Origin of the sequence: Curtobacterium sp. MCLR17_042, assembly GCF_003234695.1 — a bacterium.
GTDB classification, from domain to species: domain Bacteria; phylum Actinomycetota; class Actinomycetes; order Actinomycetales; family Microbacteriaceae; genus Curtobacterium; species Curtobacterium flaccumfaciens.
Genome location: NZ_QKTD01000001.1, coordinates 28015 through 53822 on the forward strand (window position 1 = coordinate 28015; position 25808 = coordinate 53822).

A 25808-nucleotide genomic window follows, 5' to 3' on the forward strand; every position below is an offset into this window, starting at 1 on the left:
ACGCCCCCGTGACCGATCGGTCACGGGGGCGTCGTTCGTGCTGCGGAGGCTCAGCCGCCCAGGGCGTCGAGCCAGATCTTGCGGGCGTCGAGGGCTTCCTGCGCGTCCTTGATCTTCCGGGCGTCACCGGTGGCCTGCGCCGCGGCGAGCTCGGACTGGAGCTTGCCGATCGCGTCTTCCAGCTGGCTCGCGAGGCCGTTCTGACGGGCCTTGCGCTCCGGGTTCGATTCCTTCCAGTGCGCGTCCTCGAGCCCACGGACGTGGTCCTCGATGGCACGCAGGCGGTCCTCGACCCGACGGACGTCGCCGCGGGGGACCTTGCCGATCTCGTCCCAGCGGCGCTGGATACCGGTCAGGGTCTTGCGCGCGGCGACGCGGTCGGTCGCCTGCAGGAGCGGCTCGGCCTCGGTCAGCAGGGCCTGCTTCGCCTCGAGGTTGGCGGAGAACTCTTCGTTCTCGGCTGCGCTCTCGGCGTGGCGCTGCTCGAACAGCACGTCTCCGGCGGCCTTGAAGCGCGCCCAGAGTGCGTCGTCGTGCCGCTTGCCTGCACGCCCGGCGTTCTTCCAGTCGTCGAGGAGCTGGCGGTAGTCCGGGATCGCATCGGAGCCGCGGGGTGCGAGGGCCTCGGCCTGCGCCACGAGCTCCTGCTTGCGGGTCCGGGCGTCACGGTGTTGTGCATCCAGCTCGGAGTAGAAGGCACGACGGTGCTGGTCGACGGTGGACCGCGCTGCGCGGAACCGCTTCCACAGGTCGTTCGCCTCGTTCTTGGGGATCCGCGGCCCGTCGTGCTGGTGCTGCTGCCAGCGCGCGAACACGTCGTCGAGCTGCGCCGTGATCTGCTTCCACTGCGCGCGTGCGGGGTCCACCGCGGCGAGTGCCTCGGCTTCCTCCACCAGGGCGGTGCGGTGCGCCAGGGCGTCCTGCAGGGCCTGCTGCGCCTGCTCCGCCTGCTCCTTGGTGAGCGAGCCGAGCTGCTCGGCGAGGACGCCGACGCGGGTCTCGAGCGACTTGATGTCACCCACCACCCGCGCGTCGGCGACCAGGGCCGTCAGGTGCTCGACCGTCCGGGCGACGTCGTTCGCCGACGCACCGCGCTGGACGCGCTGCTCGGCGATCTTCACCTGCCCCTCGAGGTCGGCGTACTTCCGCGCGAAGTAGGCGAGGGCTTCTTCGGGGGTGGCGTCCGGGTACTCACCGACAGCACGTTCGGTCTCTTCGTACCGGACGTACACGGTCCCGTTCTCGTCGACCCGCCCCCAGGTCGTTGCTTCGTCAGATCCCACAGGTCTCGCCTCGATCGTGGTCGTGCATCGCCGACGTCACCGTCGGCACGGTCAGGTCGTCAGCCTATTGCACGGACGGGCTCCGCCGCCCGACCGGTGCGACGGGTTGTGGACTACTTCTGCTCCGCGATGGTCGCGTCGGTGATCTCCGTCGCCACCTTCGGCTCACCGGTGCCGTCGCTGCCGGGGGACGCGATGCCCTTCGCGGCGATCTCCGACTCGAGCTCGGACAGACCGCTCGTGACCTTGCCGACGACCGTGTAGCCGCCCGTGGAGCCGTCGAGCGTGGTGTCCCCGTAGACGATGAAGAACTGCGTCGACTGCGAGTACGGGGAGTCCGACCGCGCGATCGCGATGGTGCCCTTCTCGTAGACGCCGTCCTCCGGCACGTTCTCGAGCGGGCCGTACTCGAAGCCGGCGTCGCCGGTGCCGTCGCCGTTCGCGGAGCCGCACTGCAGGAACTTCAGGCCGTCGCTGTCGGCGAGCCGGTGGCAGGTGGTGCCGTTGTAGAACTGCTCACGGATCAGCGAGATCTCGGCACTCGTGGCCTGCGGCGCCTTGGCACCGTCCAGCTCGATGCCGAGGTCGATGCTCTTGTTGAGCGTGAGCGTGCCGGTCCAGGTCGCGCCCTTCGCGATCGACTTGCTCGGCACGTCGCCGGTGTTGCCGGCAGTGGCGCTGGGCGACGGCGTGGCCGTCGACGACGCGGAGGCGCTCGGGGCCGGGGCGTCCGACCCCCGCGACCCGGCGAAGGCGAGCTGCGACCCGGTGGCGAGGGCCGCGACGAGGACGAGGGCACCGGCGCCGATCAGGTTGTCCCGCACGCGGCGGCGTCGCTGCCGCTCGTGGAGCCCCTGGCGGGCCTGGTAGAGGCGGAGGCGCTCGCGCGCCTCACGGTTGTCACGCGCTGGGTTCTTCGGTGCCACGGTGCTGGTCTGCCCTCTCGTCGCAGTGTGCAACGAGCGTAGCCGAACGGTCACCACCACCACCTGGCGGGAGGCGCGGCCTGCGTCGGTGGACCGGCCTACGATTGCAGGATGGCAGCGGATCGTTCGGGAATGCACGCGCCCACCACGGGTGGTCGCGCCGGTCTCGCGCAGGGTTCCGTCCCGCTCGCCGTCCGGATGCGCCCCACCAGCCTCGACGAGGTCGCCGGTCAGCAGCACCTGCTCGGCCGGGGTTCGCCCCTGGTGCAGCTCGCCACCGGCACGCGTGAGAACCCCGGCGGGGTCTCCGTGATCCTGTGGGGACCGCCGGGCACCGGCAAGACCACGCTGGCGCAGGCCATCGCACGGCAGTCCGGTCGCGAGTTCGTCGAGCTCTCCGCCGTGACCGCCGGCGTGAAGGACGTGCGCGAGGTCATGGAGAAGGCGCTGACCCACCGGGACCTGTACGGGTCGACCACGGTGCTGTTCCTCGACGAGATCCACCGGTTCAGCAAGGCCCAGCAGGACGCCCTGCTGCCCGGCGTCGAGAACGGGTGGGTCATCCTGATCGCCGCCACCACCGAGAACCCGTCGTTCTCGGTCATCTCGCCCCTGCTGTCCCGCTCGCTGCTCCTGACGCTCAAACCGCTCACCGATCCCGACCTCGGCATGCTGGTCGACCGCGCGGTGGAGGACCCCCGCGGGCTCGGCGGTGCCGTCGTCCTCGGTGACGAAGCCCGCAGTGCGATCATCCGCCTCGCGTCCGGCGACGCCCGACGTGCCCTGACCGCGCTCGAGGCCGCGGCGGCGTCGGCCACCGCCGCGCAGGACGAGGACGACGACACCGTGCCCGTCGTCGACGCCGACACCGTCGCGGCCGCGGTCGACCGGGCCCTGCTGCGTTACGACCGACAGGGCGACGAGCACTACGACGTCATCAGCGCGTTCATCAAGTCGGTGCGGGGGAGCGACGTCGACGCGGCCCTGCACTACCTCGCCCGGATGATCGAGGCAGGCGAGGACTCCCGGTTCATCGCGCGCCGGATCATCATCTCCGCGTCCGAGGACATCGGCATGGCCGACCCCCAGGCGCTCCCCATCGCGGTCGCCGCGGCCCAGGCCGTGCAGCTCATCGGGATGCCAGAGGGGCGGATCCCGCTGGCCGAGGCCGTCGTGTACCTGGCGACGGCGCCGAAGTCGAACGCCGCCTACAACGGCATCAACCAGGCGATGGCCGACGTCAAGGCGGGGCGCATGGGCACGGTCCCGATGCACCTGCGCGACGCGCACTACGCCGGGGCGAAGCGCCTCGGGCACGGCAAGGGGTACGTCTACTCCCACGACGCCGAGCACGGGGTCGCCGAGCAGCAGTACCTGCCGGACGCACTCGAGGGCACCGAGTACTACACGCCGACGGCCAACGGCTACGAGCGCGAGGTCGGGCCGCGGCTCGAACGACTCCGGAAGATCACACGCGGCCACTAGCGTCGGTGCTTCTGCGCTCGCCCCGATGCTGCTAGCATTGCCGGGCCTACGTCCTGGTCCTCGAGCACGGCTGCGTCGAGGACAGAGTGCCACTCCGGTGGTACGGGGGCAGAGGTTCGGACTGTAGCCGTCCGATCCCACAGGCTCATCCCTCTGGATCCCGTCGTCGGGGCCACCGGCACTCGCGTGCCCGGCCTCCGGTGAGTATTCAGTTCGAACAGAGAAAAGGACCCTGTGTCTACCAAGTCACGTACCCGCAGCAAGACCCGCCTGTCGCGCGCACTCGGCATCCCGCTGACGCCGAAGGCTGCCCGTTACCTCGAGAAGCGCCCCTACGGGCCCGGTGAGCACGGCCGTACGCGCCGTCGTGCGGACAGCGACTACGCCGTCCGCCTCCGTGAGAAGCAGCGTCTGCGCGCCCAGTACGGCATCCGCGAGAAGCAGCTCCGCATCGTCTTCGAAGAGGCCCGCAAGACGAAGGGCCTGACCGGTGAGAACCTGGTCGAGCTCCTCGAGCAGCGCCTCGACGCCCTCGTGGTCCGCGCCGGCTTCGCCCGCACCACCGCGCAGGCCCGTCAGCTGATCGTGCACCGCCACATCCTGGTCGACGGCAAGCTCGTCGACCGCCCCTCCTTCCGCGTCAAGGAGGGCCAGCTGATCCACGTCAAGGCGAAGTCCGAGTCGATGGAGCCCTTCCAGGTCGCCGCTGCCGGTGGCCACCAGGAAGTCCTCCCGAAGGTCCCGGGCTACCTCGAGGTCGAGATCGAGAAGCTCCAGGCCCGCCTCGTGCGTCGCCCGAAGCGCGCCGAGGTCCCCGTGACCTGTGAAGTGCAGCTCGTCGTCGAGTACTACGCAGCTCGCTGATCCACTGATCACACCCGAACGGCGGGTCGTCCTCTCGAGGGCGACCCGCCGTTCGGCGTTCCGGCACCGGCGACTAAGCTTGTCCGGGCATGCACCGCCCGGGTGCACAGAGGGAGAGGCACCGTGAAGCAGCTGTTCTTCGTCGCCGTCGGCATCGTCATCGGGTTCGCCGTCGCACACCGGGTCGCCCAGACCTCCGGTGGCGCCCGGCTCTTCGCCGAGGTGAACGCCAGGACGAAGGCCTTCACGGGTGCCGTCGCGGACGGCTACCGGTCGCGCGAGGCCGAGCTCCGGACCGACGTCTGAGCGCTCCGACCGAGCAGCCTCGACCCTCCTCCACCCACGACCTGAACCCAGGAAGCACCATGCAGACCGCAGAGATCCGCCGCCGTTGGCTCCAGTACTTCGGTGACCGCGGCCACACCGTCGTCCCGTCCGCGTCCCTCGTCTCCGACGACCCGTCGCTCCTCTTCACGGTCGCCGGCATGGTGCCGTTCATCCCGTACCTGACCGGTCTCATCCCGGCGCCGTTCCCGCGGGCGACGAGCGTGCAGAAGTGCATCCGCACGAACGACATCGAAGAGGTCGGCAAGACCCCTCGCCACGGCACGTTCTTCCAGATGAACGGGAACTTCTCGTTCGGCGACTACTTCAAGGAGCAGGCGATCCAGTTCGCCTGGGAGTTCCTGACCAACCCGGAGACCGACGGCGGACTCGGCTTCTCGCCGGACGACCTCTGGGTCACCGTCTACGAAGAGGACGACGAGGCGATCGGCTTCTGGAAGCAGCACTCGTCGCTGCCCGACGAGCGGATCCAGCGCCTCGGCAAGGACACCAACTACTGGTCGACCGGACAGCCCGGACCCGCGGGTCCCTGCTCGGAGATCTTCTTCGACCGTGGCCCCGAGTACGGCATCGACGGCGGCCCGGCGACGGACGACGACCGCTACGTGGAGATCTGGAACCTCGTCTTCATGCAGTACCAGATCGCCGACGTGCGGTCGAAGTACGACTTCGAGATCACCGGCGAGCTGCCGAACAAGAACATCGACACCGGCATGGGGCTCGAGCGCGTCGCCTTCATCAAGCAGGGCGTCGACAACATGTACGAGATCGACCAGGTGCGGCCGGTGCTCGACCGCGCAGCCGAGATCTCCGGCCGACGCTACGGCGCGGTGCACGAGGACGACGTGCGGATGCGCGTCATCGCCGACCACGTCCGTTCCTCGCTGATGCTCATCGCCGACGGCGTGAGCCCGTCGAACGAGGGCCGCGGGTACATCCTCCGTCGTCTGCTCCGTCGCACCGTCCGCGCGATGCGCCTGCTCGGTGTCGAGGCACCCACGTTCCCCGAGCTCTTCCCGGCGTCCCGCGACGCCATGCGCGACGCCTACCCCGAGGTGGCGTCCGACTACGACCGGATCTCCCGCATCGCCTACGCGGAAGAGGAGACCTTCCTCCGCACCCTGGCGCAGGGCACGACCATCCTCGACGTCGCCGTCGAGCGTGCGAAGCAGGACGGCGCCCCGTCGATCGGCGGCGACACGGCGTTCCTGCTGCACGACACCTTCGGGTTCCCCATCGACCTGACGATGGAGATGGCCGAGGAAGCCGGGGTCCACGTCGACCGCACGGCGTTCGAGACCCTGATGTCCGAGCAGCGTGCCCGGGCGAAGGCCGACGCGAAGAGCAAGAAGACCGCGATCGCCGACCTGAGCGTGTACAGCGCGTTCCGGGCCAAGGGCGAGACGACGTTCCTCGGCTACGACGCGCTCGAGGCCGAGACGCGCGTGCTCGGCATCATCGTCGGCGGTGTGAGCGTCGACCGTGCGGTCGCCGGTGACATCGCCGAGGTCATCCTCGGCGAGACCTCCCTGTACGCCGAGTCGGGCGGCCAGGACGCCGACCAGGGCTCGATCGTCGGCAACGGGTTCGACCTCGAGGTCCTCGACGTCCAGCGACCGGTCTCCGGACTGTGGAGCCACACCGTCCAGGTCCGCTCCGGCGAGGTCGCCGTCGGTGACGCCGCGAGCACCGTCGTCGACGCGGAGTACCGCCGCGGCGCGACCCAGGCGCACTCCGCGACGCACCTGGTGAACGCGGCGCTCCGCGACATCCTCGGGCCGGAGGCGCTGCAGGCCGGTTCGTACAACAAGTCCGGCTACATGCGCCTCGACTTCTCGTGGTCGCAGCCGGTCTCGCTCGAGACGCGCTCCGAGATCGAGGAGGTCGTGAACACCGCGATCCGCACCGACCTCGAGGTCTCCACGCGCATCCTGCCCATCGACGAGGCGAAGGCCCTCGGGGCACAGGCCCTGTTCGGTGAGAAGTACGGCGCCGAGGTCCGCATGGTCGACATCGGCGGCCCGTGGTCACGCGAGCTCTGCGGTGGTACGCACGTCGCCTCGAGCGCGCAGATCGGGCTCGTCAACCTGGTGGGGGAGTCGAGCGTCGGTTCGACGAACCGCCGCGTCGAGGCGCTGGTCGGGCTCGAGGGGTTCCGCGACCTCGCCGTCGAGCGCACGATCGTGTCGCAGCTCTCCAGCGCGCTCAAGGCTCCCCGTGCCGACCTGCCGGCCCGCGTGCAGAACCTGATGGAGGACCTCCGGTCCGCCCAGAAGAAGCTCGCCGAGTACGAGTCGGCGAACCTGCAGCAGCGCGTGCCCGCCATCGCCCGGAACGCCACCACCGTCGGTGCCACCACCGTGGTCGCCGAGACGGTCGACGGCCTGCAGTCCGGCGACGACCTGCGCTCGCTCGCCACCGGCGTGCGGGGCCAGCTCGGTGACGGCGCGGCCGTCGTCGTGCTCGGTGCCGTCGTGGGCGGCAAGCCGATCGTGATCGTCGCGACCAACGACGCCGCCCGTGCTGCGGGCGTGCAGGCGGGCCCCCTCGCGAAGGAGGCCGCCGGCGTGCTCGGTGGCGGTGGCGGCGGCAAGCCGGACCTGGCGCAGGGCGGCGGGACCGACGCAGCAGCGCTCCCCGCGGCGCTGCGTGCCGTGACCGCACGGCTCGCGGGCTGACCGTGGGCATCCGGTCCGGGCGGCGGCTCGGCGTGGACGTCGGACGCGCCCGGATCGGGGTCGCCGTGTGCGACCGCGACGGCCTGCTGGCCACGCCGGTCGAGACCGTCCGTCGTGACGACTCGAGGGACCTCCGGCGCATCCTGGAGCTCGCGGACGAGTACGACGTGCTCGAGGTCGTCGTCGGACTGCCGCTGTCGATGTCGGGCGGGGACACGGCCTCCACCGAGGACGCTCGCGTGTTCGCGGCCCGGATCGCGGCGCGTCGGCCGGTGCGCCTGGTCGACGAACGACTGTCGACCGTGACCGCCCAGCGAGGGCTGCACCAGGCCGGCAAGAACACGAAGAAGTCCCGGGCCGTGATCGACCAAGCAGCCGCTGTTATCATTCTGCAACACGCGCTCGACCACGAGCGCAGTGCCGGTGCCCCTCCGGGCACCACGCTTCCCTGACAGGGCTGCCCGGTACCGCACATGGGTGCTCTCGTCGTCAGCTGTGAGGACGACGGTGCCCAGGTGGAGTTCCCGACCGAGAGACCGAGGACGTTGGCAGACGATCTGGACTGGAACGCGATCATCGCGCCCGGCAACGACGCCGAGCGGCGGAAGGCGACTTCCGACCGCACGACAGGCACCGATGACCGCGACGACGCTGGTCGGGTGACCCCACCGCCGGCGCCCCCGATGTCCCGACGCGAAGCCCGCGCCCTCGAGGCTGAACGAGCCCGCGTCGCAGCGACCGACGAGCCGTCGGCCGCCGAACGGACCAACGACGCGCCGGTCGCCGAACGGACCAACGACGCGCCGGCAGCCGCACGCGACGAACGCCCTGCGTCCCCCGCCGACGCACCGATCGCCACCCGCCCCGAAGACCTGCACCCCGAGGTCGCCGCACTGCTGACCGGCGAGCTGCCGACCGAGTCCGCGGCGACCGCCGCGGCCGGCGGATCCGGAGCCGACGGGACGGACGACGGTGACGCGACCGGCGGCGGTGGTGCCGCGGGAGGCGGCGGACGCGGGGGACGAGGCGGCGGAGGACGCGCCTCCAGGCCGCCCCGCGAGCCACGGCCGAAGCGCCGGCGCGGACCGCTCGTCGCGGGGCTCGTCATCGTCGCGGTCGTGCTCGCTGCCGGCGTCGGGGCGTACACGTTCGCCGCACCCAAGATCCAGCAGCTCATCGCGGCGATCAGCGGCGCGCAGGAGCCCGACGACTACACGGGCAACGGCACCTCGAAGGTGACCATCACGATCAAGCAGGGCGACATCGGCGAGAACGTCGCCGCGACGCTGCAGCGCAGCGGCGTCGTCAAGGACTCGAAGGTGTTCTACAAGCTCCTGCTGGCCTCGCCGGACGTGCAGTTCCAGCCCGGTTCGTACGCGCTGAAGAAGCAGATGAGCTCGAAGTCCGCGCTGGTGGCCCTGCAGGACAAGGACAACCGCGTCCAGGCGTCGATCATCATCCCGGAGGGCACGGCACTCGCCGACATCAAGGCCGGGATGGTCTCGAAGGCCGGCCTGACCGAGAAGCAGGTCGACGCGGCCGCGAAGGACCTGTCGGCCTACGACCTGCCGTCCGGCGTCACGACGCTCGAGGGCTGGCTCTTCCCTGCGACCTACCCGATCAACCCGGGCTGGACCGCCGAGCAGTACTTCAAGTCGATGGTCGACACCATGAAGGAGCACCTGTCCGCCGCCGGCGTCAAGGAGGCCGACCAGGAGCGCACCATCGTCTTCGCGTCGCTGGTGCAGAAGGAAGCCGGTCTCGCAGCCGACTACCCCAAGGTCGCCCGGGTGTTCCAGAACCGCCTCGACCAGGGGATGAAGCTGCAGTCCGACGCCACGGTCGCGTACGGCACGGGCAACACGCACACCGTGACGACCACCGACGCCGAGCGTGCGGACGCCTCGAACGAGTACAACACCTACGTGCACGAAGGACTGCCGCCCGCACCGATCTCCAACCCCGGGGACATCGCGATCAAGGCCGTGACGAACGAGGCCCCGGGCAAGTGGCTGTACTTCGTGACGGTCGACCTGGAGTCGGGCAAGACCGTCTTCTCGGACACCTACGACCAGCACCTGGTGGCGGTCGAGCAGTTCCAGGCGTGGCTGCGGGCGCACCCCGACTACCAGTAGGCGACGACGTCGCACGGACCAACGCTGTGGGAGGATTGCGGCATGCTTCGTTGGTTGACTGCTGGTGAGTCCCACGGACCCGAACTGATCGCCATGCTCGAGGGCCTGCCCGCGGGTGTCCCGGTGTCGTTCGAGTCCATCCGTGCCGATCTCGCGCGCCGCAAGCTCGGCTACGGCCGTGGCTCGCGGATGAAGTTCGAGCAGGACGAGCTGCACGTGTCCGGCGGTGTCCGGCACGGCTACTCGCTCGGCAGCCCCATCGCGATCCGCATCGGCAACACCGAGTGGCCGAAGTGGGTCGAGGTCATGAACCCCGAGCCGATCGAGTCCACCGAGATGTCCCGCGGGCGGAGCGCGCCGCTCACCCGTCCGCGTCCGGGCCACGCTGACCTGGTCGGCATGCAGAAGTACGGCTTCGACGAAGCGCGCCCGATCCTGGAGCGGGCGAGTGCCCGCGAGACCGCCGCACGCGTGGCGCTCGGTGCCGTCGCGAAGTCGTTCCTGGCCGAACTCGGCATCCGCTCGGTGGCGCACACGCTGCAGGTCGGGACCGTCCGGGTCCCCGACGGCACGGACCTGCCGCTTCCCGACGACGTGGACCGCCTCGACGAGGACCAGCTGCGCTGCTTCGACGCCGAGACCTCCGCCCGCATGGTCACCGAGGTCGAGGCCGCGAAGAAGGACGGCGACACCCTGGGCGGCGTCGTCGAGGTGCTGTTCTACGGCGTCCCGCCGGGCCTCGGCTCGCACGTGCACTGGGACCGCCGGCTCGATGCCCGCCTGGCCGCCGCGATCATGGGGATCCAGGCCATCAAGGGGGTCGAGGTCGGTGACGGCTTCGCGACCGCCGGCCGCCGGGGCTCTGCCGCGCACGACGAGCTGTACCGCGAGGACGGCGAGATCTACCGCACGAGCGACCGCGCCGGTGGGACCGAGGGCGGGATGTCCACGGGCACCGTGCTGCGTGTCCGCGCCGGGATGAAGCCGATCGCGACCATCCCGCACGCCCTGCACACGGTGGACGTCGTCTCCGGTGAGGACGCCTCGGCGCACCACCAGCGCTCGGACGTCTGCGCCGTCCCGGCTGCGGGTGTCGTCGCCGAGGCGATGGTGGCCCTGGTGCTCGCCGACGCGGTGCTCGAGAAGTTCGGTGGCGACAACGTCGTCGAGACGAAGCGCAACCTCGACGCCTACCTCGCCGCGATCCCGGAGACCCTGCGCACGCGCCGGACCGAACCGTCGGCGACGTCGACCGACCTGTGAGCACCGACGTCCGACGCGCCGACGCGCCGGTGGTCGTCATCGGCCCGATGGGTGCCGGCAAGTCGAGCGTCGGCAAGCGGGTGGCGAAGGCCCTCGGCGTCCCGTTCACGGACACCGACCGGGTCATCGTGCGCGAGCACGGGCCGATCCCCGGGATCTTCGCCGACCGCGGTGAGCCGGCGTTCCGCGCCCTCGAGGCCCAGGCGGTCCGGGCGGCGCTGGCCACCGGCGGCGTCATCGCCGTGGGCGGGGGAGCCGTCACCCACGCGGACACCCGGCAGGCCCTGAGCGGAGCGCGCATCGTCCTGCTCACCGTGTCGCCCGAGGCCGTCGCCGACCGGATCGCCGGGTCCGACCGGCCGTTGCTGGCAAACGGCGGGATGGACGCCTGGCAGACGATCATGGACGAGCGGGCCGCCACCTACGCCGAACTCGCGCACGTCGTGGTCGACACGTCGCGCCGGCCGATGTCCCGCGTGGTCGACGAGGTCGTCACGTGGCTGCGCAGCGACGCCGGCACCACCGCCGCGCCCGGCAGCACGACCAGCAGCACCACCAGCACCGAAGGAGCACCGTGACCGAGTCGACCCTGCCCGCCGGGACCACCGAGATCCGGGTCGGCGGTGACGACGGCTACACGGTGGCCGTCGGCACGGACCTGCTCGGCGCCCTGCCCGCGATCCTGGGCCCGCGTGTCGCCAAGGTCCTCATCGTGCACTCGCCGACGCTCGGTGCCCGGGCGAACGAGCTCCGCGCGCTCCTGGTCGAGGCCGGGCTCGAAGCCCTGATCGCCGAGGTCCCCGATGCCGAGGGCGCCAAGCGCGTCGAGGTCGCGGCGTTCTGCTGGCAGATCATGGGACAGGCCGACTTCACCCGTACCGACGCGGTCATCGGCCTCGGTGGCGGTGCCGTCACCGACCTGGCCGGCTTCGTCGCCGCGACCTGGCTGCGCGGTGTGCCGTACGTGGCCGTCCCGACCAGCGTGCTCGGCATGGTGGACGCCAGCGTCGGCGGCAAGACGGGCATCAACACGAACGAGGGCAAGAACATGGTGGGCGCCTTCTACGCTCCCCGTGCCGTCGTCGTGGACCTCGACCTCGCCCGCACGCTGCCGCGCAACGAGATCCTGACCGGGTTCGCCGAGATCGTGAAGGCCGGGTTCATCGCCGTGCCCGAGATCCTGGACATCGTCGAGGCCGACGTCGACCGGGTCACCGACCCGACGACGCCGGAGTTCCGCCGGGTCGTCGAGCTCGCCATCGCGCTCAAGGCCGAGGTCGTCTCGGACGACTTCACGGAGCAGGGCCGACGCGAGATCCTGAACTACGGGCACACCCTCGGGCATGCGATCGAGCACGCTGAGCGGTACCAGTGGCGCCACGGTGCAGCGGTGTCGGTCGGCATGGTGTTCGCCGCCGAGCTCGCCCGACTGACCGGCCACCTGGACGACGCCACGGTCGACCGGCACCGGGCGATCCTCGAGTCGCTCGACCTGCCGACCTCGTACGGTGTCGGGCGGTGGCAGGGGCTGCTCGCCACGATGCGTCGCGACAAGAAGGCCCGTGCCGGCATGCTGCGGTTCATCATCCTGGACGGCGTCGGCAAGCCCGTCGTGCTCGAGGGCCCCGAGGACCACCTGCTCTTCACCGCCTACCAGGAGGTCGGCGTCTAGCCTGCTCGGTCAGCGCAGGACCTGACGAATCCACTCCGAGACCGCGCCCCGCGCCGGGCCCGCGCCGACCTGTGGAAGCCGCGCCGGGCCTCCAGGCTGTGGAGGACGACAGGACGACGTGACGGACGGCACCACCCGCACGCTGCGGACCCAGCACCGGGGAGCAGACTGGCGGGCGTGCCCACCCCACCCCGACTGAGCGACCTCTCCGGCCCGCGCGATGCCGACACCGGCACCCTGCGCTCCCGTGGTCGACGCTTCACCGAACTCCTCTCGATCGCCCGCCGCCACCACCTGGTGCCGTTCCGTCGTCTCGACTTCTCGCACGACCCGGCAACGTCGGACCTGCGTCGCGACCAGGCCGAGCACCTGCGCCGGGCGTTGGAGGAAGCCGGTGGTGGATTCGTGAAGATGGGCCAGCTGCTGTCCACCCGTGACGACCTGCTGCCCGAGGAGTGGACCGAGGGACTCGCCCACCTGCAGCGGAACGTCACGGCGGCGCCGGCCGACGAGGTCCGTGCGCTCCTCGAGCAGGAGCTCGGTGCCCCGGTCGACCAGGTGTTCGCGACCTTCGACCCGGTGCCCGTCGCAGCGGCGTCCATCGCGCAGGTGCACCGCGCCCGGCTGCCCGACGGCACCGCGGTCGCCGTGAAGGTGCAGCGGCCGGGGATCGACGCCGCGGTGCGCCGCGACGTCGACATCGCGCTGCGGGTCGTCCGGTTCATGGCCCGGTGGTCGACCGAGGCGCGGCAGGTCGGCGTGCAGGACATCGCCGGCCAGTACGCGGACGACCTGATCCGGCAGGTCGACTTCGTCTCCGAGCTCCGGAACCTCACCGCGCTGCGTGCGGCCCAGGCCCGCAGCGCGCGTCCGGACGAGGTCCGGTTCCCGGACCCCTACCCGGACCTGTCCGGCCGGCGTGTGCTGGTGATGGAGTTCCTGGAGGGCGACACGCTCAGCGCGATCCGCGCCGAGCGTTCCGAGCGCGACCTCGACGCGCCGATGCGCGCGATCCTCCGCGCCTTCCTGCGCCAGGTGGTCTTCGACGGCCTGTACCACGCGGACCTGCACCCGGGGAACGTCCTGGTGCTGCCCGATGGTCGGCCCGCGTTGATCGACTTCGGATCGGTCGGGAGGCTCGACCCGGGTCTCCGGGACACGGTCCAGGACCTGTTGGCCGCGTACCTGCAGGACGACACGTCCCGGATCGCCGATGCGGTCCTGCGGATGGCACCCGTGCGCGATGCGCACGACGAGCCCGACTTCCGTCGGGACATCGCCCGCTTCGTCGCGGACGAGCTCGGCCCGGGTGCACGCATCGGCGTCGACACCGTGGACGACGCGGTCGAGGTCTTCGGGCGGTACCGGCTGAAGCCGCCGCCGGACTTCGTCGCCGCGGCCCGCGCCCTGGCCATCTTCGAGGGCACGCTCCGCACGCTCGCGCCGTCGTTCGACCTGCTCGAGGAGTCCCGCGGACTCGCCCGGGAGCAGATCACCGACCAGCTCCGGCCGGGCAAGCTCCGCGACCTGGCGGCGAAGGAGCTGCTCGGCGTCGTGTCGGCTGCCCGTCGCCTGCCCCGCCGGGTGGACCGCATCGGCGAGGCGATCGAGACCGGCCGGTTCACGGTGAACATCCGGCTCTTCGCGGACAGCCGCGACCGGCAGCTCGTGTCCGGGATGATCCGGCGCATCCTGCTCGTGCTGCTCGGTGCGGGGGCGGGGATCCTGGCGATCGTCTACCTGTCGTTGCCGGCGCGACCGACGGCGGCCCTGTCCACCGGGGTCGCGGGCGGGTTGCTCGGGGGAGCGGCGGTGGTGCTGCTCGGCTGGGCGGCGATCGACGCCTGGCTCGCCCGACGGCGGCGCTGACCGCGGGCCCGGCGCCCGTCCGTGACCGGCGCGTCCAGCACGCACGCGCACCGCTCCGGCCGCCGGGCGGGCGTCCGCTACACTCGTCCGGGGCCGTCCGCGGCCCGAGGACACTTCACAACACGACCGAACGGGACACCGACGACTCATGGCCAGTACCACAGACATCAAGAACGGCGCCGTTCTCATCATCGACGGCCAGCTGTGGTCGGTCGTCGAGTTCCAGCACGTCAAGCCGGGCAAGGGCGGCGCGTTCGTCCGCACGAAGCTCAAGAACGTCGTCTCCGGCAAGGTCGTCGACCGCACGTTCAACGCCGGCGCGAAGATCGACACCGCCGTCGTCGACCGTCGTGACTACCAGTTCCTCTACGAGGACGGCGACTCCTACGTGTTCATGGACACCGACACGTACGACCAGATCCCGGTCTCCGCGACCGTGGTCGGCGACGCCAAGAACTACCTGCTCGAGTCCGCGATGGTCACCATCGCGATGAACGAGGGCAACCCGCTGTACGTCGAGCTCCCGACGTCGATCGTCACCGAGGTCGAGACCGAGCCCGGCCTGCAGGGCGACCGCTCCTCCGGCGGCACCAAGGACGCGACCATCATCGCGACCGGCCACCGCATCCAGGTCCCGCTGTACCTGGAGAGCGGCACCCTGGTGAAGATCGACACGCGCGACGGCAGCTTCCTCGGCCGCGTCAACTCCTAGGCGCTGACCGTATGAGTGCTCGTTCGAAGGCCCGCAAGCGCGCCCTCGACATGCTGTACGTCGCCGAGGTGCGTGAGCTGCCGATCGCGGACGTGCTCGCCACCGAGACGGTCCGGCACCTGGACCAGCCGGAGCGTGCCTCCAGCTGGGACTACGCCCGCCAGATCGTCACGGGTGTCGACGATGCCCGTCACGAGATCGACTCCGTCATCGTCGACCACGCCCAGGGCTGGTCGATCGCCCGGATGCCGGTCCTCGACCGCTGCATCCTGCGGATGGCCGTCTGGGAGCTCCGGTTCAACCCGGAGGTGCCCGACGCCGTCGCCATCGCCGAGGCGGTCGAGCTCGCGCAGTCGCTGTCCACCGAGGACTCCGCCGGCTTCGTCAACGGCGTGCTCGGGGCCGTCGCCGGCGGTCGTGCACCGTCCGGTCGGACGGTCGCAGGAGACCAGGAGTCCCGGTAGGGTTGACCACGTCAGCATCCTTTAATGCCGTCCAGTGAGGCGGGGAAGGGGGTCGACGTGGGAACCAGAACGGTCCTGCAACAGCCCGACATCACGCGTGCCCTGACACGCATCGCGCACGAGATCCTCGAAGCCAACCACGGGGGCTCGGACCTCGTGCTCCTCGGCATCCCGACCCGCGGCGCCGTCCTGGCGGAACGCCTCGGCCGGATCCTGGCCGGCATCGAGCCGGAGTGGTCCTCGGCCGCCGGCGGCATCGGGACGGAGCGTGTCGGCACGCTCGACGTCACCATGCACCGCGACGACCTCGGCCACGGCATCGGCCGCGCGCCGCACCGGACGGTGATCCCCGCCGGCGGCATCGACGGCAAGGTCGTCGTGCTCGTCGACGACGTGCTGTACTCCGGCCGCACCGTCCGCGCCGCGCTCGACGCGCTGCAGGGCATCGGCCGGCCGCGTGCCGTCCGGCTCGCCGTGCTCGTCGACCGCGGCCACCGCGAGCTGCCGATCCGCGCGGACCACGTGGGCAAGAACCTGCCGACGGCGTCCGACGAGCGGGTCACGCTGCACCTGGCCGAGACCGACGGCGACGACACCGTGTTCATCGAGCAGGGGGTGGCGTGATGCGGCACCTGCTCTCCACCGCCGACCTGTCCCGCGACCAGGCCGTCCACATCCTCGACGTCGCCGAGGAGATGGCCGAGGTCAACACGCGCGAGGTCCGGAAGCTCCCGGCCCTGCGCGGCAAGACCGTGGTGAACCTGTTCTTCGAGGACTCCACGCGCACGCGCATCTCGTTCGAAGCCGCCGCGAAGCGCCTGTCCGCCGACGTCCTGAACTTCGCCGCGAAGGGCTCGAGCGTCTCGAAGGGCGAATCCCTGAAGGACACCGTGCAGACCCTCGGCGCGATGGGCATCGACGGCATCGTCATGCGCCACGGTGCATCGGGCGCGCCGCGGGTGCTCGCCGACGCCGACTGGATCGACGTGCCGGTGGTCAACGCCGGTGACGGCACCCACGAACACCCGACGCAGGCACTGCTCGACGCCTTCACCATGCGCCGCCGCCTGCACGGTGCCGGCTCGCGCGGCCAGGGCCTCGACGGCGTGCGCGTCCTGATCATCGGCGACGTGCTGCACAGCCGAGTTGCCCGTTCGAATGCCTGGCTGCTCCGCACCCTCGGCGCGAGCGTGACCTTCGCCGCGCCGCCGACGCTGCTGCCCGCCACCCCGACGCCGTTCGGCGCCGCGGTGCACCACGACCTCGACACGGCCCTCGCCGAGGACCCGGACGTCGTCATGACGCTCCGCATCCAGCAGGAGCGCATGAACGACGCCTTCTTCCCGAACCCGCGCGAGTACACGCGGCACTGGGGCCTGACGGCGGCGCGCTTCGGTCGGCTGTCCGAGCGCACGCTGATCATGCACCCCGGTCCGATGAACCGCGGGCTCGAGATCGCCGGCGTCGCCGCCGACGACCCCCGTTCGACGGTCGTCGAGCAGGTCGAGAACGGCGTCTCGGTCCGGATGGCCGTCCTCTACCTCGCCCTGACGGGCAGTGCCGGAACCGGCACCGACGCGAAGGAGTCCGCCGCATGACCGCTCACCTGATCCGTGGCGCGCAGCTGGTCGACGGCTCGCGTGCCGACATCCGTCTGGAGGCCGGGCGCATCACCGCGGTCGGGTCCGGTCTCGACACGGTCGGCGCCACCCCCGTGGACGCGGACGGCCTCATCGCCCTGCCCGGTCTCGTGGACCTCCACACGCACCTGCGCGAGCCCGGCCACGAGGAGTCCGAGACCGTCCTCACCGGCTCGCGTGCTGCGGCCGCCGGTGGCTTCACCGCCGTGAACGCCATGGCGAACTCGAGCCCCGTCGCCGACACCGCCGGGGTCGTCGAGCAGGTCCAGGCCCTCGGCGACGACGCCGGCTACGTGACGGTCCGCCCGATCGGTGCCGTGTCGCAGGGGCTGCAGGGCACGCACCTGTCCGAGATCGGCGCGATGGCGACCTCGCGTGCGAAGGTCCGGGTGTTCTCGGACGACGGCTCCTGCGTGGCCGACCCGCTGCTCATGCGCCGCGCGCTCGAGTACATCAAGGGCTTCGGCGGGGTGCTCGCGCAGCACGCCCAGGAGCCCCGGCTGACCATCGGCGCGCAGATGAACGAGGGCCGGCTGTCCTCGGAGCTCGGCCTCGCCGGGTGGCCCGCCGTCGCGGAAGAGGCGATCATCGCCCGCGACGTCCTGCTCGCCGACCACGTCGGAGCACGCCTGCACGTCTGCCACGTCTCGACGGCCGGCAGCGTCGAGGTGATCCGGTGGGCGAAGTCCCGCGGCATCGACGTCACGGCCGAGGTCACCCCGCACCACCTGGTGCTCACCGAGGACCTCATCGCCGGCCACGACGGTGCGCCCGGCTACGACGCCCGCTACAAGGTGAACCCGCCGCTCCGCGCCCGCGAGGACGTCGAGGCGCTCCGCGCGGCCCTGGCCGACGGCACCATCGACATCGTCGCGACCGACCACGCACCGCACACCGCCGAGGCGAAGTGCTGCGAGTGGCCCGCCGCCGCGAACGGCATGGTCGGCCTCGAATCCGCGCTGAGCGTGGTGCAGTCCGCCGTGGTCGACGACGGCCGGCTCGACTGGGCCGACGTCGCGCGGGTGCTGTCCGAGGCGCCGGCGCGGATCGGGCAGGTCGAAGGGCACGGGCAGCGCATCGCCGAGGGAGCACCCGCCGAGATCACGCTCTACGACCCGTCGGCCAGCCGCGAGTTCGCGGTCACCGACCTCGCCGGGCAGTCGCAGAACTCGCCGTACCTCGGCATGACCCTGCCGGGCCGGGTCGTCGCGACCTTCCACCAGGGGTACGCGACGGTGCTCGACGGCCGGGTCGTCGACGCGGACACGATCGCGGCGCACGCCGCGGCGCTCCGGACAGGGGCGCGCGCATGAGCGGCGACGCGCAGCGCTGGCTCCTCGGCGCGGTGATCCTGCTCGCGGTCGCCGCCCTGTTCGTCGCGATGGCGCGCACCTGGCGGACGCGGACCAGGAAGCAGGCGGAAGCCGTGCCTCCGGTCCGCGTGCCGGCCGACCTGGCACCGGCGGTCGGGTCGTGGGACGGGTTCACCGTCGCGACGACCCGCGCCGACCAGCCGTTGGAACGCATCACCGCAGGCGGCCTCGGGTTCCGCGGCCGCGGCGGGGTGACGGTCCACGCGACCGGCGTGGTGATGCGCCTCGCCGGTACCGACGACCGCTGGATCGCGCGCGACGCGGTCCGCGGCGCCGACCGATCCACGTGGGCGATCGACCGAGTGGTCGAACCCGGGGGACTGGTCCGTCTGCGATGGACGGCGACCGGCGCCGCAGGTGCGACGGACCTGGACACCTACTTCCGGTTCCCGGAGGGCGACGCAGCCGCGCTGCACGCCCTGCAGGGACTGACCGAGACCGGGCCGCAGGCGACTGCGGCCGATGCTCCGCGAACCGCGGGCGAAGGGAAGAAAGCATGACACGCGAACGGGCCGTCCTGGTCCTCGAAGACGGCACCCGGTACGACGGCTGGGCCTACGGCGCCCGTGGGCGCACGCTCGGCGAGGTGGTCTTCGCGACCGGCATGACCGGCTACCAGGAGACGCTGACCGACCCCTCCTACGCCGGACAGATCGTGGTGCAGACCGCGCCGCACATCGGCAACACCGGGGTGAACGACGAGGACCCCGAGTCCCGTCGCATCTGGGTCGCCGGGTACGTGGTGCGCGACCCCAGCCGCGTGGTGTCGAACCACCGCGCGAACGCCACGCTCGACGACCACCTGGTGCGCGACGGCATCGTCGGCATCTCCGGCATCGACACCCGCGCACTGACCCGCCGCATCCGTGACGCCGGCGCCATGAAGGGCGGCGTCTTCAGCGGTCCGGACGCGGCGCTGTCGGCCGAGTCGCAGCTGGACGCGGTCGTGTCGCAGGCGACCATGGCCGGCGCGAGCTTCTCGGCGGTCGTTTCCACCCCGGAGACCTACGTCGTCCCCGCCGTCGGCGAGCAGATCGGCACCCTGGCCGTGCTCGACCTCGGCGTGAAGGCCTCGACCACCCGGTACCTCGCCGCCCGCGGCTTCGAGGTGCACGTGGTGCCGCAGGACATCTCCGCTGCGGAGCTGGAAGCCCTCGCACCGGACGCCCTGTTCTACTCGAACGGCCCCGGCGACCCCGCCGCGTCGGACGCGCAGGTGGAGCTGCTGCAGGACAGCCTGCGCACCGGCCGGCCGTTCTTCGGCATCTGCTTCGGCAACCAGCTGCTCGGCCGCGCGCTCGGCTTCGGCACCTACAAGCTGCCCTTCGGTCACCGCGGCATCAACCAGCCGGTGCTCGACACGACCACGGGCAAGGTCGAGATCACGAGCCAGAACCACGGCTTCGCGGTCGACGCGCCCCTCGGTGAGGTCCTCGAGTCGCCGGCCGGGTTCGGTCGGGTCGAGGTCTCGCACTACTCGCTGAACGACAACGTGGTCGAGGGCCTCCGCGCGCTCGACGTGCCGGCCTTCAGCGTGCAGTACCACCCCGAGGCCGCCGCCGGACCGCACGACAGCATGTACCTCTTCGACCGGTTCGCGGACATGGTGCGCGAGCGTCGCGACGGGGAGCCGCTCGACGCGGCCACCGCCGACGCCACGACCCCCGCAGCAGACATCACCAAGGAAGCGAACTGATGCCCAAGCGCGCAGACATCAACTCCGTCCTCGTCATCGGCTCCGGCCCGATCGTCATCGGTCAGGCCGCCGAGTTCGACTACTCCGGCACCCAGGCGTGCCGCGTCCTCCGGGCCGAGGGCGTCCGGGTCATCCTGGTCAACCCGAACCCGGCGACGATCATGACCGACCCCGACTTCGCCGACGCGACCTACATCGAGCCGATCACGAACGCGTCGCTCGAGGAGATCATCCGCATCGAGAAGCCGGACGCCGTCCTGCCGACCCTCGGCGGCCAGACGGCCCTGAACGCGGCCATCGCGCTCGATGAGGCCGGCATCCTCGCCAAGCACGGCGTCGAACTCATCGGTGCCAAGGTCGAGGCGATCCAGCGCGGCGAGGACCGTCAGCTCTTCAAGGAGCTCGTGCTCGAGTCCGGCGCCGACGTCGCCCGCAGCCACATCGCGCACACGTTGGAGGAAGCGAAGGAGTTCGCGAAGGACCTCGGGTACCCGCTGGTCGTCCGACCGTCCTTCACCATGGGCGGCCTCGGCTCGGGCTTCGCCTACAACGAGGCCGAACTCGTCCGCTTCGTCGGCGACGGGCTGCAGTCCAGCCCGACGACCGAGGTCCTGCTCGAGGAGTCCATCCTCGGCTGGAAGGAGTACGAGCTCGAGCTGATGCGCGACAACTACGACAACACCGTCGTCATCTGCTCCATCGAGAACGTCGACCCGGTCGGCGTCCACACCGGTGACTCGATCACGGTCGCCCCCGCGCTGACCCTGACCGACCGCGAGTACCAGAACATGCGGAACATCGGCATCGACATCATCCGTCGCGTCGGCGTCGACACCGGTGGCTGCAACATCCAGTTCGCCGTCGACCCGTCCAACGGCCGCGTCATCGTCATCGAGATGAACCCCCGCGTGTCCCGCTCGTCGGCCCTCGCGTCGAAGGCCACGGGCTTCCCGATCGCCAAAATCGCCGCGAAGCTCGCGATCGGCTACCGGCTCGACGAGATCGAGAACGACATCACGAAGGTCACCCCGGCGAGCTTCGAGCCGACGCTCGACTACGTGGTCGTGAAGACCCCGCGGTTCGCGTTCGAGAAGTTCCCGGCCGCCGACGCCACCCTGACCACGACGATGAAGAGCGTCGGCGAGGCGATGGCCATCGGCCGGAACTACGCCACCGCACTGCAGAAGTCGCTGCGCTCGCTCGAGAAGCGCGGGTCGAGCTTCCACTGGGACACCCCGGCGTCCGAGCTCGACAAGGACGCCCTGCTGGCGAAGTCGTCGATCCCGACCGACGGCCGCATCGTCACGGTCCAGCAGGCCCTGGTCGCGGGTGCCACCGCGGACGAGGTCTTCGAGGCCACCAAGATCGACCCCTGGTTCATCGACCAGATCGTGCTCATCAACGAGGTCGCGGACGAGGTCCGGGCCGCCGACACCCTCGACGCGGACACGATGCGCTGGGCGAAGGAGCACGGCTTCAGCGACGCCCAGATCGCGAGCCTGCGCAGCACGGATGCGGCACCGGTCTCCGAGCAGCAGGTCCGTGACGAGCGGCACGCCCAGGGCATCCGACCGGTCTTCAAGACCGTCGACACCTGCGCCGGCGAGTTCCCCGCCCTGACGCCGTACCACTACTCCTCGTACGACACCGAGACCGAGATCACGCCGAGCGACCGCAAGAAGGTCGTCATCCTCGGCTCCGGCCCGAACCGCATCGGACAGGGCGTCGAGTTCGACTACTCCTGCGTGCACGCGTCCTTCGCGCTGAGCGCGGCCGGGTTCGAGACGATCATGATCAACTGCAACCCCGAGACCGTGTCGACCGACTACGACACCTCGGACCGCCTGTACTTCGAACCGCTGACGGCCGAGGACGTCCTCGAGGTCATCGAGGCCGAGGCCGCGTCCGGCGAACTCGTCGGTGTCGTCGTGCAGCTCGGTGGCCAGACCGCCCTGGGGCTGGCGAAGCCGCTCGAGGCCGCGGGCATCCCGATCCTCGGCACCAGCCCCACCGCGATCGACTCGGCTGAGGAGCGCGGGCAGTTCTCCGCCATCCTCGACGCCGCCGGTCTGCTCGCACCGCGCAACGGCACGGCCCACGACCTGGCGAGCGCGACCACGGTGGCCGAGGAGATCGGGTACCCCGTCCTCGTCCGCCCGTCGTTCGTGCTCGGCGGCCGCGGCATGGAGATCCTGTACGACTCCCCGTCGCTCGCGGACTACTTCGACCGGATGGCCGACCAGGCGATCATCGGCCCGGAGCTCCCGCTGCTGGTCGACCGGTTCCTGGACGACGCCGTGGAGATCGACGTCGACGCGCTCTTCGACGGCGAGCGGCTCTACATCGGCGGCATCATGGAGCACCTCGAAGAGGCCGGCATCCACTCCGGCGACTCGGCCTGCACCCTGCCCCCGGTCGGCCTCGGCCGCGCGGAGATCCAGGGCGTCGTCGACGCGACCGAGAAGATCGCCCGCGGCATCGGCGTGCAGGGCCTGCTCAACGTCCAGTTCGCCATCGGCGCCGGCGTGCTCTACGTCCTCGAGGCGAACCCGCGCGCCAGCCGCACCGTGCCCTTCGTCTCGAAGGCGCTCGGCATCCCGCTGGCCAAGGCCGCGTCCCGCATCATGACCGGCACCACGGTCGCCGAGCTCGTCGCCGAGGGCATGCTGCCCGAGCGTGACGGGGCGTTCGTGCCCGCGCAGTCGCCGGTCGCCGTGAAGGAAGCCGTGCTGCCCTTCCGTCGCTTCCGCACCCGCGAGGGCCAGGTCGTCGACTCGGTGCTCAGCCCCGAGATGCGCTCCACCGGCGAGGTCATGGGCATCGACCGCGACTTCCCGCGGGCGTTCCTCAAGTCGCAGGACGCCGCGTACGGCGGCCTGCCGACCAGCGGCACGGTCTTCGTGAGCGTCGCCGACACCGACAAGCGCGCGATCGTGCTGCCGGTGCACCGCCTGCAGCAGCTCGGCTTCACGATCATCGCGACCGAGGGCACGGCGGAGATCCTCCGCCGCAACGGCATCGAGGTCGGGATCGTCGGCAAGTACAGCCAGGGCGGCGAGAGCGTCGTCGACCTGCTCGCCAGGGGCGAGGTCGACATCGTCATCAACACGCCGTCGGGTGCCGCCGGTCGTGCGGACGGGTACGAGATCCGTGCGGCCACGGTCGCGGCGGACAAGCCGCTGTTCACGACGATCGCGCAGATCGGGGCGGCCGTCGCGGCGATCGAGACGATCGGTTCGCCGCTCAACGTCCGCAGCCTGCAGGACTACGCGCTCGAGCGCGCGACCTGGTGACGGCTGCCAGCGTGGGCACGACCCGGTCAGGAGGCCCGGCCTCCTTCGGCGACCGCCTCGCGTCCGCCATGGGGGAGCGTTCACCGCTCTGCGTCGGCATCGACCCCCACGCCGCCACCCTGGCGGCGTGGGGGCTCGCCCGCGACGAGCAGGGCCTGACGGCGTTCGGCGCGACCCTGGTCGACGCGGCCGCCGGCCGCGCGGCGATCGTGAAGCCGCAGGTCGCCTTCTTCGAGGCGGCGGGGGTGGCGGGCTACCGTGCGCTCGACGCGACGATCCGCCGGGCACGCGATGCGGGCCTCCTGGTCGTCGCCGACGTGAAGCGGGGCGACATCGGGACCACCGGCGACGACTACGCGCTGGCGTGGCTGGACCGCGACGGGCCGTTCGCGGCCGACGCGATGACGGTGTCGCCGTACCTCGGGTACGGCTCGCTCCGGGGCACGATCGACGTCGCGCGCCGGAACGGTGCCGGGGTCTTCGTGCTCGCGGCGACGAGCAACCCCGAGGCGCGGGTGCTGCAGACCGCGGTGCTCGCGGAAGGACCGCGTACCGGCCGGACGGTCGCGGCCGGTATCGTCTTGGACGTGGCAGACGACAACCGGTCCGTGGGCGATCAGGCCCTCGGCGACGTCGGGCTCGTGCTCGGCGCGACCCTTCACCTCGACGACTTCGGCATCGACGCGGACGCGATCGGCACCGCTCCGGTCCTCGCCCCGGGCTTCGGTGCCCAGGGGGCCCGCATCGAGGACCTCCGTGCGCTGTACGGCGCGCGTGCCGAGCAGGTGCTCGTGAGCGAGTCGCGCGGCCTGCTGACCGGTGGTCCGGACGGCGTCGCGGCGCTCGTCACCGACCGCGCGGACCGCATCCGCACCGCACTGGTGGCGGCAGCGTGACCGACGAGCACGAGGGCCTGCCCGCCCACCGGACCCCGCCAGAGGTCGACCGCGTCGCTGCGGCGAAGGCCGCGGTCGCCGCGCGACGCGCCCGGGCCGCGGTGAAGGCCGCGATCGCGTCGGGGGAGCGCTCGGCACTCGACGTCGCCCGTGCCGCGTGGGACGACTCGCTGGTCGAGACGACCTCGGCGGAACGCTCGCTCCGGGTCCGTGACCTGCTCGTCAGCCTGCCGGGGATCGGCCCCGCACGAGCCGAGGCGATCATGGGGACCCTGCGGATCGCCCCCTCGAAGCGCCTCGGTGGCCTGGGGACCCGGCAGCGGACCGCCCTGGCGGACTGGCTCGCCGCCCGCGGTCGCAAGCGTGGTGTCTCGAAGCTCGTCGTGCTCGCCGGACCCACCGCGGTCGGCAAGGGCACGGTCAGCGCGCACATCCGACAGCACTACCCGGACGTCAACCTCAGCGTCTCCGCCACCACCCGGAAGCCGCGCCCCGGCGAGGTCGACGGCGTGCACTACTACTTCGTGGACGACGACGAGTTCGACCGCATGATCCGCGACCGCGAGCTGCTCGAGTGGGCGACCGTCCACAACTCGTACCGCTACGGCACCCCGCGCCCGCCGATCGACCGCGCGCTCGACGCCGGCGAGAAGGTCATGCTGGAGATCGACCTGCAGGGCGCCCGGCAGGTCCGCGACGCCATGCCCGAGGCGGTGCTCGTGTTCCTGCTGCCCCCGACGTGGGAGGAACTGGTGCGCCGGCTGATCGGCCGCGGCACCGAATCCGCGGAGGAACAGGCGCGTCGTCTCGAGACCGCGAAGGTCGAGCTGGCCGCGCAGGACGAGTTCGACGTGCGGATCGTGAACTCCGATGTCGGCACCGCGGCACGTGAGGTCGTAGACTTGTTCTCTGCGCCCTGACGGGTGCACTGACTTCGAGGAGACACCATGGCCAACCCCCAGGGCATCATCGACCCGCCCATCGACGACCTGCTCAGCAAGGTCGAGTCGAAGTACGCGCTCGTCATCTTCGCGTCGAAGCGCGCCCGCCAGATCAACGACTACTACGCCGACCTGCACGAGGGCTCGCTCTTCGACAACGTCGGACCGCTCGTCGACTCGACGATCGACGACAAGCCGCTGTCCGTCGCGCTCCACGAGATCAACGAGGACAAGCTCACCGTCACCAAGCAGCAGCAGCCCACCGACTGATCC

At 71.2% G+C, this 25808-nt stretch carries 23 protein-coding genes; 21 read left to right on the top strand and 2 right to left on the bottom strand.

All coding sequences use genetic code 11. The annotated features are described in order from the left end of the window. Nucleotides 1-50: 50 nt before the first annotated feature. Both DEJ02_RS00125 and DEJ02_RS00130 read right to left on the bottom strand, forming a co-directional pair. Nucleotides 51-1283 carry a DUF349 domain-containing protein gene (locus tag DEJ02_RS00125; RefSeq protein WP_110864584.1) on the bottom strand — a complete coding sequence of 411 codons (1233 nt, stop codon included), beginning with the start codon at nt 1281-1283 and terminating at the stop codon, nt 51-53. 113 nt (nt 1284-1396) lie between these two features. Continuing rightward, nucleotides 1397-2209, bottom strand: coding sequence for a peptidylprolyl isomerase (locus DEJ02_RS00130; protein ID WP_111031593.1), 813 nt, complete (start codon nt 2207-2209; stop codon nt 1397-1399). A 132-nt stretch (nt 2210-2341) separates the two neighbouring features. On the opposite strand from DEJ02_RS00130, the gene DEJ02_RS00135 reads away from it, so the two are divergent. The 21 genes from DEJ02_RS00135 to rpoZ all read left to right on the top strand — a co-directional run bounded on the left by DEJ02_RS00135 (nt 2342) and on the right by rpoZ (nt 25805). After that, nucleotides 2342-3694, top strand: a complete 1353-nt coding sequence (locus DEJ02_RS00135; RefSeq protein WP_084740335.1) for a replication-associated recombination protein A — start codon at nt 2342-2344, stop codon at nt 3692-3694. A 234-nt stretch (nt 3695-3928) separates the two neighbouring features. After that, nucleotides 3929-4558 (top strand): 30S ribosomal protein S4, encoded by a 630-nt coding sequence (gene rpsD / locus DEJ02_RS00140; protein ID WP_017887166.1) that lies wholly within the window; start codon nt 3929-3931, stop codon nt 4556-4558. Between the two features lie 123 nt (nt 4559-4681). Beyond that, entirely contained in the window at nt 4682-4864 is a 183-nt protein-coding gene (locus DEJ02_RS00145) for a hypothetical protein (protein ID WP_110891564.1), read from the top strand. Nucleotides 4865-4923: 59 nt separating this feature from the next. Continuing rightward, nucleotides 4924-7581 carry an alanine--tRNA ligase gene (gene alaS / locus DEJ02_RS00150; protein ID WP_111031594.1) on the top strand — a complete coding sequence of 886 codons (2658 nt, stop codon included), beginning with the start codon at nt 4924-4926 and terminating at the stop codon, nt 7579-7581. A gap of 8 nt (nt 7582-7589) precedes the next feature. Next, entirely contained in the window at nt 7590-8033 is a 444-nt protein-coding gene (ruvX, locus tag DEJ02_RS00155; protein ID WP_181243029.1) for a Holliday junction resolvase RuvX, read from the top strand. 93 nt (nt 8034-8126) lie between these two features. Next, nucleotides 8127-9716 carry an endolytic transglycosylase MltG gene (gene mltG / locus DEJ02_RS00160; RefSeq protein WP_146249188.1) on the top strand — a complete coding sequence of 530 codons (1590 nt, stop codon included), beginning with the start codon at nt 8127-8129 and terminating at the stop codon, nt 9714-9716. A gap of 42 nt (nt 9717-9758) precedes the next feature. Beyond that, the gene (aroC, locus tag DEJ02_RS00165; protein WP_110858979.1) at nt 9759-10979 is read left to right on the top strand and encodes a chorismate synthase; all 1221 of its coding nucleotides are present in this window, start codon (nt 9759-9761) and stop codon (nt 10977-10979) included. Then, nucleotides 10976-11557: a shikimate kinase gene (locus DEJ02_RS00170; RefSeq protein ID WP_111031597.1), complete on the top strand. Its 582-nt coding sequence runs from the start codon at nt 10976-10978 to the stop codon at nt 11555-11557. Before aroC ends, DEJ02_RS00170 begins: the two co-directional genes overlap by 4 nt. Then, nucleotides 11554-12651, top strand: coding sequence for a 3-dehydroquinate synthase (gene aroB / locus DEJ02_RS00175; RefSeq protein WP_111031598.1), 1098 nt, complete (start codon nt 11554-11556; stop codon nt 12649-12651). Before DEJ02_RS00170 ends, aroB begins: the two co-directional genes overlap by 4 nt. Nucleotides 12652-12828: 177 nt before the next feature. Beyond that, nucleotides 12829-14520 carry an AarF/ABC1/UbiB kinase family protein gene (locus DEJ02_RS00180; RefSeq protein ID WP_071403714.1) on the top strand — a complete coding sequence of 564 codons (1692 nt, stop codon included), beginning with the start codon at nt 12829-12831 and terminating at the stop codon, nt 14518-14520. A gap of 148 nt (nt 14521-14668) precedes the next feature. Next, the gene (gene efp, locus DEJ02_RS00185; protein ID WP_017887175.1) at nt 14669-15232 is read left to right on the top strand and encodes an elongation factor P; all 564 of its coding nucleotides are present in this window, start codon (nt 14669-14671) and stop codon (nt 15230-15232) included. Between the two features lie 11 nt (nt 15233-15243). After that, nucleotides 15244-15696 carry a transcription antitermination factor NusB gene (nusB, locus tag DEJ02_RS00190; protein ID WP_027465744.1) on the top strand — a complete coding sequence of 151 codons (453 nt, stop codon included), beginning with the start codon at nt 15244-15246 and terminating at the stop codon, nt 15694-15696. 24 nt (nt 15697-15720) lie between these two features. Next, complete coding sequence (gene pyrR / locus DEJ02_RS00195) at nt 15721-16320, top strand: bifunctional pyr operon transcriptional regulator/uracil phosphoribosyltransferase PyrR (protein WP_017887177.1); 600 nt, start codon at nt 15721-15723, stop codon at nt 16318-16320. Next, nucleotides 16320-17294 carry an aspartate carbamoyltransferase catalytic subunit gene (locus DEJ02_RS00200; RefSeq protein WP_110864574.1) on the top strand — a complete coding sequence of 325 codons (975 nt, stop codon included), beginning with the start codon at nt 16320-16322 and terminating at the stop codon, nt 17292-17294. Before pyrR ends, DEJ02_RS00200 begins: the two co-directional genes overlap by 1 nt. Beyond that, nucleotides 17291-18649 carry a dihydroorotase gene (locus DEJ02_RS00205; RefSeq protein WP_111031599.1) on the top strand — a complete coding sequence of 453 codons (1359 nt, stop codon included), beginning with the start codon at nt 17291-17293 and terminating at the stop codon, nt 18647-18649. The genes DEJ02_RS00200 and DEJ02_RS00205 overlap by 4 nt, the downstream gene beginning before the upstream one ends. Next, nucleotides 18646-19209, top strand: a complete 564-nt coding sequence (locus DEJ02_RS00210) for a hypothetical protein (RefSeq protein WP_051596738.1) — start codon at nt 18646-18648, stop codon at nt 19207-19209. Before DEJ02_RS00205 ends, DEJ02_RS00210 begins: the two co-directional genes overlap by 4 nt. Next, a complete protein-coding gene (gene carA / locus DEJ02_RS00215) occupies nt 19206-20405 on the top strand; it encodes a glutamine-hydrolyzing carbamoyl-phosphate synthase small subunit (RefSeq protein ID WP_111031600.1) in 1200 nt (399 codons plus the stop codon). Before DEJ02_RS00210 ends, carA begins: the two co-directional genes overlap by 4 nt. Further along, nucleotides 20405-23698 (top strand): carbamoyl-phosphate synthase large subunit, encoded by a 3294-nt coding sequence (gene carB, locus DEJ02_RS00220; protein WP_111031601.1) that lies wholly within the window; start codon nt 20405-20407, stop codon nt 23696-23698. Before carA ends, carB begins: the two co-directional genes overlap by 1 nt. 11 nt (nt 23699-23709) lie before the next feature. Beyond that, nucleotides 23710-24594: an orotidine-5'-phosphate decarboxylase gene (gene pyrF / locus DEJ02_RS00225; protein ID WP_258378634.1), complete on the top strand. Its 885-nt coding sequence runs from the start codon at nt 23710-23712 to the stop codon at nt 24592-24594. Beyond that, nucleotides 24591-25514 (top strand): guanylate kinase, encoded by a 924-nt coding sequence (gmk, locus tag DEJ02_RS00230; protein WP_258372412.1) that lies wholly within the window; start codon nt 24591-24593, stop codon nt 25512-25514. The genes pyrF and gmk overlap by 4 nt, the downstream gene beginning before the upstream one ends. A gap of 27 nt (nt 25515-25541) precedes the next feature. Next, nucleotides 25542-25805, top strand: coding sequence for a DNA-directed RNA polymerase subunit omega (rpoZ, locus tag DEJ02_RS00235; RefSeq protein ID WP_017887186.1), 264 nt, complete (start codon nt 25542-25544; stop codon nt 25803-25805). Nucleotides 25806-25808 lie beyond the last annotated feature (3 nt).